At 43.6% G+C, this 10,359-nt stretch carries 12 protein-coding genes; 11 read left to right on the plus strand and 1 reads right to left on the minus strand.

What is annotated here, in order from left to right:
* Nucleotides 1-530: 530 nt before the first annotated feature.
* Together HOLDEFILI_RS01395 and HOLDEFILI_RS01400 are read left to right on the plus strand one after the other, a co-directional pair.
* Nucleotides 531-1,019, plus strand: coding sequence for an Lrp/AsnC family transcriptional regulator (locus tag HOLDEFILI_RS01395; protein ID WP_006057546.1), 489 nt, complete (start codon nt 531-533; stop codon nt 1,017-1,019).
* A complete protein-coding gene (locus tag HOLDEFILI_RS01400; RefSeq protein WP_006057547.1) occupies nt 1,016-2,179 on the plus strand; it encodes an aminotransferase class I/II-fold pyridoxal phosphate-dependent enzyme in 1,164 nt (387 codons plus the stop codon). Before HOLDEFILI_RS01395 ends, HOLDEFILI_RS01400 begins: the two co-directional genes overlap by 4 nt.
* 147 nt (nt 2,180-2,326) lie before the next feature.
* Here HOLDEFILI_RS01400 and HOLDEFILI_RS01405 read toward each other — a convergent pair whose 3' ends face one another.
* Nucleotides 2,327-3,178, minus strand: a complete 852-nt coding sequence (locus tag HOLDEFILI_RS01405) for a hypothetical protein (protein WP_006057548.1) — start codon at nt 3,176-3,178, stop codon at nt 2,327-2,329.
* Nucleotides 3,179-3,525: 347 nt separating this feature from the next.
* Here HOLDEFILI_RS01405 and HOLDEFILI_RS01410 point away from each other — a divergent pair, with 347 nt between their 5' ends.
* The 9 genes from HOLDEFILI_RS01410 to HOLDEFILI_RS19475 form a co-directional block, all read left to right on the plus strand.
* The gene (locus HOLDEFILI_RS01410; RefSeq protein WP_006057549.1) at nt 3,526-4,230 is read left to right on the plus strand and encodes a GntR family transcriptional regulator; all 705 of its coding nucleotides are present in this window, start codon (nt 3,526-3,528) and stop codon (nt 4,228-4,230) included.
* Between the two features lie 227 nt (nt 4,231-4,457).
* Nucleotides 4,458-4,616, plus strand: coding sequence for a hypothetical protein (locus tag HOLDEFILI_RS19095; RefSeq protein ID WP_006057550.1), 159 nt, complete (start codon nt 4,458-4,460; stop codon nt 4,614-4,616).
* A 116-nt stretch (nt 4,617-4,732) separates the two neighbouring features.
* Nucleotides 4,733-5,206, plus strand: coding sequence for a PTS sugar transporter subunit IIB (locus tag HOLDEFILI_RS01415; RefSeq protein ID WP_039863657.1), 474 nt, complete (start codon nt 4,733-4,735; stop codon nt 5,204-5,206).
* A 57-nt stretch (nt 5,207-5,263) separates the two neighbouring features.
* Entirely contained in the window at nt 5,264-6,034 is a 771-nt protein-coding gene (locus HOLDEFILI_RS01420; protein WP_006057552.1) for a PTS mannose/fructose/sorbose/N-acetylgalactosamine transporter subunit IIC, read from the plus strand.
* Between the two features lie 10 nt (nt 6,035-6,044).
* Complete coding sequence (locus HOLDEFILI_RS01425; protein WP_006057553.1) at nt 6,045-6,863, plus strand: PTS system mannose/fructose/sorbose family transporter subunit IID; 819 nt, start codon at nt 6,045-6,047, stop codon at nt 6,861-6,863.
* A 51-nt stretch (nt 6,864-6,914) separates the two neighbouring features.
* Nucleotides 6,915-8,207, plus strand: coding sequence for a neutral/alkaline non-lysosomal ceramidase N-terminal domain-containing protein (locus HOLDEFILI_RS01430; RefSeq protein WP_039863658.1), 1,293 nt, complete (start codon nt 6,915-6,917; stop codon nt 8,205-8,207).
* The gene (locus tag HOLDEFILI_RS18695) at nt 8,204-8,638 is read left to right on the plus strand and encodes a PTS sugar transporter subunit IIA (RefSeq protein WP_006057555.1); all 435 of its coding nucleotides are present in this window, start codon (nt 8,204-8,206) and stop codon (nt 8,636-8,638) included. Before HOLDEFILI_RS01430 ends, HOLDEFILI_RS18695 begins: the two co-directional genes overlap by 4 nt.
* 282 nt (nt 8,639-8,920) lie before the next feature.
* Nucleotides 8,921-9,652, plus strand: a complete 732-nt coding sequence (locus HOLDEFILI_RS01440; protein WP_006057557.1) for an SIS domain-containing protein — start codon at nt 8,921-8,923, stop codon at nt 9,650-9,652.
* A gap of 2 nt (nt 9,653-9,654) precedes the next feature.
* On the plus strand, nt 9,655-10,359 hold a 705-nt coding region (locus HOLDEFILI_RS19475; protein WP_006057558.1), incomplete at its 3' end, for a nucleotidyltransferase family protein.

The raw sequence follows: 10,359 nt of genomic DNA on the forward strand, positions 1-10,359 counted from the left end.
CCGCGACGGAACAGGAGATCATCAAGATTTTCCGAATGCTGACAGAGGAATTTGGGAAGACGGTTATCGTCGTGACCCACTCCAACGTCGTCTCGGAGCTGAGCGATCATCGGGTTGTTCTGAACGAAGGTCAGCTCAAGGATATTCAATAAAGAGGATCACAGAACGAATTGCTTATAAATTAAGATGGAAAAGAGAGGATCAGGGCAACCTGGTCCTGTTTTGTTGAAAATTTTCATGAAGATCTAAAAAAATGTCATGATTTTCTGAAACAAAGAGAGAAACATTGCCCGCGGCGTCTGATTTTATGATATCCTATAATCATTCAGCATCCCGGCGGTTTGGAAAAATAAGAACTGCCGCAAAAAGTCAACAGCTGAAAGCGAACGCGCGGTTTCAGCGCAAAAGCTAACTAGGAAAGCGGGGGAAGTTAGGAAATGGGAATGCGGAGAATGCGGAAACTCGTTTCCTGGATGGCCTGACGGCTGAAAACATCAGGTCATTAGGAAAATAGAAAGCGAGGAATACTTATGCAGGAGATTCAATTATTAAAAGCGATCGAACAGGATGCCCGGATATCCGTAACCGATCTTGCCGATATTTTAAACTCAACTCCGGAACAGGTGGACGGGGGAATGAAGAAGCTGGCCGAGGAAAAGGTCATCTGCGGATATCATACCGTTATCAACTGGGATAAGACAAACCAGGATCACGTCATGGCGCTGATCGAAGTCAACGCTTCGCCGGAGCGCGACTGCGGTTACGATAAAGTCGCGGAAAAAATCTACCGCTATCCGGAGGTCAGCAACATGTATCTGATTTCCGGACGGTCCGAATTCATCGTGATCGTCAAGGGCCGGACAATGCGCGAAGTCGCCGATTTTGTCGGTCAGAAGCTGGCTCCGATTGAAGGTGTTAAGGGAACGGCCACTTACTTCGTTTTGAAACAGTATAAAGTTGAAGGCGTGATCATCGATCAGCAGGAAGACGATCAGGAACGTCTGTTGGTGACTCCATGAATCCTAAATCATTGTTAAACGACGTCATCGGAACCATTCCGCCGTCAGGCATCCGCAAGTTTTTTGATCTGGCCAGCTCGATGGAAGGGGTTATTTCGCTGGGCGTCGGCGAACCGGATTTTGATACCCCGTGGCATATCCGCGAGGAAGCGATCTACGCGATTGAAAAGGGCCGGACATTTTATTCCGCAAATGCCGGACTGCCGGAATTGCGCAAGGAAATCTGCCGTTATCTGAAACGGAGATTCCAGCTGGAGTATGCGTGGAACAGCGATATTCTGGTTACGGTCGGCGGCAGCGAAGCGATCGATATCGCTTTCCGCTCATTATTGAATCCGGGTGACGAAGTGATCGTGCTGTCTCCGGGTTATGTCGCCTATGAGCCATGCGTTCGTTTGGCCGGCGGTATCCCGGTGATTGTGGAATTAAAAGAAGAAGATGAATTCAAACTGAAAAAGGAACAGCTTAAGCAGGCGCTGTCCCCGAAGACCAAAGCGATTTTAATGAATTTCCCGGGAAATCCTACCGGTGGCATCATGACAAAGGAAGACTTCAGCGAGATTGTACCGCTGATTCAGGAATCCGGGATTGCGGTGGTCACGGATGAAATTTACGCTGAGCTGACCTATAGCGGCAAGCATTGTTCGATCGCTTCGTTCAGCGAGATCAAGGATCAGGTGATTCTGATCAGCGGATTCTCCAAAGCGTATTCAATGACCGGCTGGCGGTTAGGTTATATCGCCGCGCACCGGGATCTGATCGCCGCGATGAATAAGGTTCATCAGTACGCGATCATGTGTGCGCCGACCATCAGCCAGTATGCCGGTATTGAAGCGATGGCCAAGGGCGACGGAGACGTTGAAATGATGAAGGATTCGTTTGAACGCCGGCGCAACTTTATCGTCAACGGTTTAAACCGGATGGGACTGCAATGTCCAATGCCGCAGGGTGCGTTCTATGTGTTCCCGTCGATCAAGCATACCGGAATGAGCTCGGAAGAATTCTGTGAGAAGCTGTTGGAAAAAGAAAAGGTTGCGGTCGTTCCGGGCAACGCTTTCGGCGCCAGCGGCGAGGGGTTCGTGCGGATCTCTTATGCTTACAGCATTGAGGAAATCAAGGGTGCGCTGGAACGAATCAGCCGGTTCCTTGAAACTTGTTAAATTATAAAATAAGCAAAGCTCTGAATTTCATGGATGAAGTTCAGAGCTTTAGTTTAAATTCCTCATCCTTTGGATAACGCTGCGGGATAGGTTTCTCCACGTTATCCAGATAAAACAAGTGATGAGATTTGCGGCATGAGGGACGTTCTAAGATTGCCACCAGGATGTGGGCGGCTGTTTTGTCATCAAACCTTCAATGATCCAGCCGGAAATTGATTCTCCGTCCTGCTGCGGCTGACGGCGGCACCACAGCCAGGCAGTCGAGGTTCCTTTTTTCAGTTGGGACATGCCGGGACCCGCGACGGTGAATTGCAGCTGAAAGCAAGCCTGCCCTGTCTGAATCTTCTGCGCCGTGATTTCGCAGTCGGAAATTCTGACGGTACTCCAGAATAAGAGCCCATTGGGATCTGCCGTTGTATTATAAAGGGAAGCAAGCCGGGCGTAATCCTGAGAAAGAACCGCTTCCTGATAAGCTTTGACAAGCTGCTCGGCGCTTTCCACCGGACTGCGCGGGGATTGATCGTTCTCCATCCAGCGCATCTGATCGACAAGCCAGGTCTGATCTTCGCTGATCAGTGTTAGAACAAGCGTATAAGCCGCAGGCGTGTCCCCATAAGAAGCGTTAATTTGAGCCAAAACCGTGTTGTCATTGATCGTCAGGATCGTGCAGCTTTCCAGTTTGCCTAATCGGGCTAGACCGTAATCCGTTCCGGTGACGGCCTGGTTGGCGGCGATGAACCGTTCGCGGCAGGCTTCGCTTAAATGGGAAGCCAGCGCTTCGCCGGCGCGTTGAAAGCGCAGCTTTACCACTTCGTTAACCAAATCGGTAATGACTTCTGTGTTTTGTTCTGCGAATTCCGGATTTTTCTGATTTTCAGCCTGCTGCTTCTGATAAACGGCAGAAACGGCGGTCAGACCGATTTCCTCAGGTTGATGCTGACAGCCTGTCAATAGAAATAAACTGAACAGAACAATCCATTTTTGCCTGGCTGTTTTCATAGGAAGATCCTCCTTTCTAGTATTATAACAGGCATGAATTATTTTCTGGCTTTATTAACCAAAAATATTGATAAAAGAAATCAAATGACTTAATACATGGGATTTTTTTAAACTTTATCTTGAAGTTGCGCGTTTAGCGATTGTTTTATCCAGAATGTTTTAGACGCAAATTTATCGTTCTGGATTATCAACAGGGTTGTACTTGAGGCCTTACGGACTATTCTTACGATTGTGAGATTTTTGAGTGCTGACGCCCCGCACAAGAGCCTTTCTAAAAAACAATTTGCACTTTAAAAAAGCCTAGTTTATACTTAATTTAAGCTGTTTTCTATAAATAAGGAGAAGCTATGAATAAAAATGAAATCATTAAAAATTATATTTTATCACAGATTCAAAGTGGATTTTATCATGCTGGAGAAAGTATTGAATCAGAAAATGTTTTAGCAGCTAAACTTCAGACCTCCAGAATGACAGTCCGTAAAGCAATTGATGAGCTGATCGTGGATAATTTATTGATTCGAAGGCAAGGAAAAGGAACGTATGTCCGAGAAAAGCCGAAATTTATGGAGTTCCAATGTGGAATAGGATTTACTGAGGAAGTTTTGAAAAGAAATCGTGTGCCTTCTACCAAGGAAACGATTATTACGGAGATGGAAGCTGATGCTTTACTGGCGGAAAATCTTCAAATTCCATTACGGGCTCCGGTTTGGAGTGTTCATCGTGTACGGTGTGCGGATAATGAAATTATTGCGTTGGAAGAAGAATATTTTACGAAAGCGTTAATTCCGGAATTAAATGAACAAGTCGTATCCAATTCGATCTATCAGTACATTCGAGATGAATATGGTTTGGAATTTAGTTATGCTGATCAAAAATTGGACGCCGTGGCGGCAGAGAAACGAGTCGCTGACGCATTGAATGTTCCAATTGGTCAGCCTTTGATCAGAATGTACATTATTGCCTATTTAAAAAATGGAACGCCGTTTAACTGCGGAACAACTTATTACCGCACTGATAATTTTACGTTAATTCAGACTGTATTTAAAAAGTAAAGAACATCCGGCGGTCATAAAATAATGAAGCTATCAGTACCCTTATGAAAAATCTTTTATTGTTTATTGAATGTGTTTTTGAAATCGATTCTTAAAGCGTAGAGAATCGATTTTTTTTACGCAATTTTTAACTTTGGAGCGTTAAGTATAGTTTTACGGTTGATTTCGCAGAGAAGAGAAGTTCAGTAGCATAGCGGCCTGGAGTATCGCCATTCAGGGAACTTGAATTGAATAAGCGAGCATTAATCGAAGTTCTTTTTCCTGAAAACATCTATCTGAAAGAGCTTGATCACAATAAACAAGCTGGCGCTGTTGTTGGCTGTGATTTTAATGCTGAAAAATTAAATTATAAGCGTTGTTTGAGAGTAAATAGGAAAAAGAATTAAATTTTAGAAAGAATAAAAAAGTTTAAAATAACATGTATTGACAACTTGTATATATAAGTTATAATGGTGACAAGGATGTGGCGCGCACTCCGATGTTGAATGAGAGGAGGCTTCTTATGTCTTTGGTCTTAACTCGTGTGGATGACAGGCTAATTCATGGCCAGGTAATCACAAGTTGGGTCCGATCCAATGATATACAAGTTATTGTGATAGTCGATGATAAAATAGCGACCGATAAAACACAGCTTTCTGTTTTAAAACTCTCCGCTCCTGCGGGAATCAAGCTCTATGCCTTATCCACTGAAAAGTATATTGAAAAGTCAAAACAGGGTATTCTTGATGCCTACCGCACAATGTTGATCTTTGCCAATGTTTACACTCCGTTACGCCTGATTGAAAACCAGGTTCCGATTCAGCTCCTGAATTTGGGGGGGATTCGCTTTCATGAAGGAAGCCGGCAGTTTACAAAAGCTGTATTCCTGGATGATAAAGAGATCGAAGTTATTCGAAAAATGGGAAAACAAGGTGTTCAAATTGAACATCGAATGCTCCAAACCGATTCCCCTGTCAATATTCTTTCCATGATCTGAAAATCATAATTAATAAAGTTTGGAACGAAGGTTTCCGAAGAAAGGATAATAGAAAAAATGATTACTGCATTGCTTGTATCATTGGTTGCCTGCGTATTAGCTGTTGAAGGAATGAATGGACAATTCGGATTTTCAAGACCATTAATAGCCGCTACAATTATTGGTTTGGTCTTAGGTGACGTTACCACCGGCGTTACAGTCGGCGTAACGCTGCAGTTGATTTTTATGGGAATTTCAGGGGTGGGGGCGGCAGTGCCTCCAAATCAGCTGATCGGCACCATTATCGCGACCACGTTTGCGATTGTCAGCGGAGAAGGTCCTGAAATAGCGCTGACCTTAGCTATTCCAGTTGCTGTCGCAGCACAGGCTGTTGATATTTTTGGAAGAACGATCAATACCTTCTTTATTCATGCTGCAGATAAAGCGGCAGCAGAAGGTAACTACAAAAAACTGGAACTTTGTCATTTTGGAGGATTATTGGTGATGATCTGTAAGACCTTCATCATAGTGTTCCCCGCCGTCTATTTTGGTATCGATGCAGTTCAAGGGCTTATTGCAATGATTCCTGCTCAGGTGCTCAGAGGTCTGGAAGTCTCTGGAGGTATTCTGCCAGCCGTTGGTTTTGGAATGTTGCTGACGATGTTGGATATTAAACATTTGATTCCGTTCTTCTTTATTGGTTTTGCACTAGCTACCTTCGGCGGATTCTCGATTGTGGGTGTAACAATGGTTGCTGTCAGTATCGCTTTAATTTATGATCACTTTCAAAAAAAGTCTGAAAATGATACGGAATCGAAAGATGATCTTGATGCTTTGATGAGCGAGTAGGAGAAAGAAAATGACAAATACAGAAAAATTAAGCCTGACCAAAAAAGATCTGAATAAGGTCTTGTTCCGCGGAATGTTGCTGCAATTATCTTGGAATTATGAACGTATGCAGGCATTGGGCTATTGCTACACAATCTTGCCGGCATTAAAGAAATTATATAATGACGATCAAGAAGGCTTGAGAAAAGCCGTAGAGCGGAATCTGGAATTCTTTAACACTCAGCCTTATATGGCTTATCCGATTTTTGGGACTACCCTTGCCATGGAAGAACGCCTGGCTCTGTATCATGATATTGATCCCAGTTCGATTAGCTCAGTTAAGGTTTCAATGATGGGACCTTTCGCTGGTATTGGTGATTCCCTGTTCTGGTTCACGATTTTCCCGATCTGTGCCGGCATCGGTATTAGCTTGGCAACAGGCGGAAGCATACTCGGACCGATTGTTTTCCTGATTATCTATAATGTATTTACAATTGGAACCCGCTATATTGGTCTTTTCCAAAGCTACCGGATGGGAATAAACTTTGTTGAGAAGCTTTCAGGATCTGCTGTTATGCAAAGACTAACGGAAGCGACAACAATTATCGGCTTAATGGTTTTAGGCGTAATGAGTGCGACCATGGTCAAAGTTCCGCTGGACTATGTTGTTGGCGAAGGAACGCAAGCCATGACCTTGCAGGGGATTTTTGATGGCGTGATGCCGAATTTAATCCCATTGTTGGTTACTTTAGGTATTTATATGGGAATGAAAAAAGGTCAGTCTGCGACAAAATTATTGCTTTTGTTAATCGTAATTTCCATAATCGGCGCTGTGATCGGCTTGTTCTAACTGTAAAGATTAGTCGGTGAAGATGATTTGTAATAAAGGAAGGATGAAAATATGCGTGTAGGAATTTCCAGAATGAACATCACACCAGCTCTAGGTATGTCTATGGCTGGCTTCCGAGAAAGGGATCATGGAGCGGAATCAATTCATGATCTACTTTATGCAACTTGTTATGTATTTGAGGATGAAGTTGGTCAGCGGGCAGCCTTTGTTACTTGTGATTTGATCAATATTGACGGTCATGTCCGGGATAAGGTTATAGAGCAGCTCAGCGGAAAATCGAAGCTTTCTGCAGAAGCAATCCTGATTCAGGCTACTCATACCCATTCAGGTCCTAGCGCATGTGCGCTTGAAGGACGCAACTACTTAGATGCAAAAAGGTTACCCAAGCCTGAGGAAAAAGCCTATTATTCATTTCTAATTGAATCCTTAGTACAAGGGATTCTGCAAGCAGAAGCTGATTTGAATCCAGCTAAAATTGGTTTTGCTGTAGGAAGTCTTCAGACGCTTGGAAATAATCGGAATGAACCGGAATGCTATATGGACGATTCGGTCAATGTGGTTAAAATTGACTCTTTAGAAGGAAAGTGCCGTGGTTTAATTGTTAATTTTGCTTGCCACCCAACCGTTCTTACCTATACCAGTTACACAATATCAGCAGATTTTCCGGGAGCGATGCGCCGCCAATTATCCGCAGTTATTCCAGATGCCGTCATTGCTTATTCTCAAGGCGCAGCAGGAAATATTAGTACCCGATTCACTCGCCGGGAATCCAGTGTGGAGGAAATGGAACGGTTGGCGATGGGTCTGAGCGGAGAAGTGCTGAAGCTGCTGAGCACGATGACAATGCAGGAAACGCTACACCTTCAGACCTCTCTTCGAAAAGTGAAACTGCCTGTCAAAACGTTCAAAAATGATGATCTTTGTGAACGGGAAATTACTGAGGGAAAGGCTTTGTTGAACCAACTGAAAAATGAAAATGCCGATCAGGCACAGATTCGCAAAGCTTATGTATCATTACAGGGTTATGAACGCAATCTGATGATCAAAAAGAATATCGGTGATTTAAAAGAAATTGAAACTATGATTCAAGTCATAGATACTGGTTTGTTTCAATGGATAACCTTACCTGGCGAGGCTTTCAGCGAGATTGCGGAAGCGATTAAAATTAAACCCGCCGTCATTGTGTGTGGTTATGCCAATGACTATGTTGGCTATATTTTATCTAAAGAAGGCTACAGCACTCACGGTTATGAAGTTGGGGTTTCCTATTTGGGAGAAAACGCGCAGGCGATTCTGATTTCAGAGTCATTGACAATGCTGAAAGAGATGGGACTTACGGCATGATTCAGTTGATCCTTGTCAGTCATGGTCAGCTCGGATTGGCACTGATCGAAGCAAGTCAACTTTTATATGGACAAGCTCAGGGACTATATTCCCTGAGCCTGTCACCTGATCAGTCCACATCAACTTTCCAGAAAAATCTGCAGTCAATAATCCAGAGAACAGGTTCACAGACTTTGATCATGACAGATCTCGAAGGTGGAACGCCATGTAACCAATCTCTGTTGGGAACAATGAATCAACCCGACGTCCTGGTTCTGAGCGGAATGAACCTGCCAATGTTATTGGAAGCGCTCAACTGCCGCCATGAATATGCTCTGCCAGAACTTGCCCGTCATCTTCTGGACGTGGGGAAAACAAACATTCTTAACAGCACGCTGCGGTTTCAGGAACAGCTGAAGGATGAAGGTGAACTGGATGATTTTATGAATTGAGCGGAAACGGGAAAGCCGCATCCAGCAGTCATTGTAAATATAGGAAAAATGAAAAAGTTTTATATGGAAGAGGCTGCGGATACCCGGCTTTGCAATGCAGGGACTGCGGGCTAAGCGTGAAGTTTCCAATGAAGAATCAAGACTAAAGAATATAGATTCATATCTTGGTAATTAACACTTAGTCCTGCAGGTTTACACTGTTGGAAAGCGAAAGAAATCTGTTTTCATACTTTCCAATAGATAAAATGGAGAAAAACAAATATAAAAGAAGGATGGATTACAATGATGGAAACTAAAAAATATTTAAAGTTTGTTCAGGAAAAACTTCAGGAAGTCATCGATCATGAAACGACGAATATAGAAGCGGCTGCGGTCTGTGTTGCCAATTCCTGCAAACAGGGCGGGCGTTTCTACGTTTTCGGCTCCGGCCATTCCCACATGGTGGCGGAAGAAATTTATATTCGTGCCGGCGGCCTGGCTTGGGTTAAGGCTATTTTGGCGCCAGAACTGATGCTTCATGAAATGCCCAATAAGAGTACTTATTTGGAGCGGATTCCGGGATATGCTTCATCGCTGCTTAATTTGTATAAGCTGGATGAAAAGGACACCCTGATGGTTATTTCTAATTCCGGAAGAAATCCTGTGCCGGTGGAAATGTGTTTGGCTGCCAAAGCAAAGGGCGCTAAGGTCATTGCTTTGACATCCATGAAACATAGCCAAGATACAGAATCCCGCGATCCTTCTGGAAAAAAGATGTATGAAATTGCCGATGTTGTAATCGATAATTGCGCTGAAAAAGGTGACGCAGCTTATTATGTTGAAAATTTCAACGTACCTCTGGGACCCACCTCAGACAGTATTGGAACCGCAATTGCTCAGGCGATCATTGTCGATACTGTCGATTTGTTGGTAAAGCAAGGAATTCAGCCACCAGTGCTGCGTAGTTCTAATGTCGATGGCGCGGATGCCTACAATGATGAATTATTTGACAAGTATTATGGGTATTGGAAGTAAGAATGAAAGCGGTATTATTTTGCGGAGGTAAAGGTAGGCGGATGTTTCCGTTTTCAACTTATCGACCGAAGTGTCTGCTGCCGATCGGAAACATTCCCCTCCTGAAACATTGGTTAATTGCGTTACAGGAAATGAGGATAGAAGAAACCATATTGATTTGCGATCCGGTAGAAGCCCGGCAGTTCAGGGGATTAACTGAGGAATTTCCATTTTCCAGAATCGTCAGTGCAGAGAATCGGCAAATATGGGAAGCCTTGGAAAATCTTTGTTCTGAACAACCTGTGTTATTAGCGAATGGTGATGGATTTCTTTCCGTACTCGATTTAAAACGACTTCTTTCTTCGTATGAAGAGAAAGGAAATAGCATATTATTGAATCAAATTGAAGATTTTCGAAGTACTGAATGTATATGTGCCGACGTTCAAGATAAAGTTGTATCGCTTTATGGACATCCGCGCGCTCACTATGTTAATGCGCAAAGTTGCGGCGTGGCGATCATAGATAATTCGGTACTGCGGTATCTTCATACGACACAATATGGTTTTCATAAACTTCCTTGCGGCGGAATGCCGGATTCTTCTTTCTATTTGGAGGAACTGCTGCAGAATGCGCTTGAGCATCAGATTGATCTGCATCCAGTTTTTGTCTGTGACTACTATACAGATCTGAACTTTCCTTGGGATATATTGAAGTCAAATATTCAGTAT

The sequence above is a fragment of the Holdemania filiformis DSM 12042 genome (assembly GCF_000157995.1).
Classification (GTDB): domain Bacteria; phylum Bacillota_I; class Bacilli_A; order Erysipelotrichales; family Erysipelotrichaceae; genus Holdemania; species Holdemania filiformis.

Bases quoted from the DNA above. Each gene is read 5' to 3' on its own strand.
- HOLDEFILI_RS01395 (WP_006057546.1), top strand. From the start codon at position 531: ATGCAGGAGATTCAATTATTAAAAGCGATCGAACAGGATGCCCGGATA.
- HOLDEFILI_RS01400 (WP_006057547.1), top strand. From the start codon at position 1,016: ATGAATCCTAAATCATTGTTAAACGACGTCATCGGAACCATTCCGCCG.
- HOLDEFILI_RS01405 (WP_006057548.1), bottom strand. From the start codon at position 3,178: ATGAAAACAGCCAGGCAAAAATGGATTGTTCTGTTCAGTTTATTTCTA.
- HOLDEFILI_RS01410 (WP_006057549.1), top strand. From the start codon at position 3,526: ATGAATAAAAATGAAATCATTAAAAATTATATTTTATCACAGATTCAA.
- HOLDEFILI_RS01415 (WP_039863657.1), top strand. From the start codon at position 4,733: ATGTCTTTGGTCTTAACTCGTGTGGATGACAGGCTAATTCATGGCCAG.
- HOLDEFILI_RS01420 (WP_006057552.1), top strand. From the start codon at position 5,264: ATGATTACTGCATTGCTTGTATCATTGGTTGCCTGCGTATTAGCTGTT.
- HOLDEFILI_RS01425 (WP_006057553.1), top strand. From the start codon at position 6,045: ATGACAAATACAGAAAAATTAAGCCTGACCAAAAAAGATCTGAATAAG.
- HOLDEFILI_RS01430 (WP_039863658.1), top strand. From the start codon at position 6,915: ATGCGTGTAGGAATTTCCAGAATGAACATCACACCAGCTCTAGGTATG.
- HOLDEFILI_RS18695 (WP_006057555.1), top strand. From the start codon at position 8,204: ATGATTCAGTTGATCCTTGTCAGTCATGGTCAGCTCGGATTGGCACTG.
- HOLDEFILI_RS01440 (WP_006057557.1), top strand. From the start codon at position 8,921: ATGATGGAAACTAAAAAATATTTAAAGTTTGTTCAGGAAAAACTTCAG.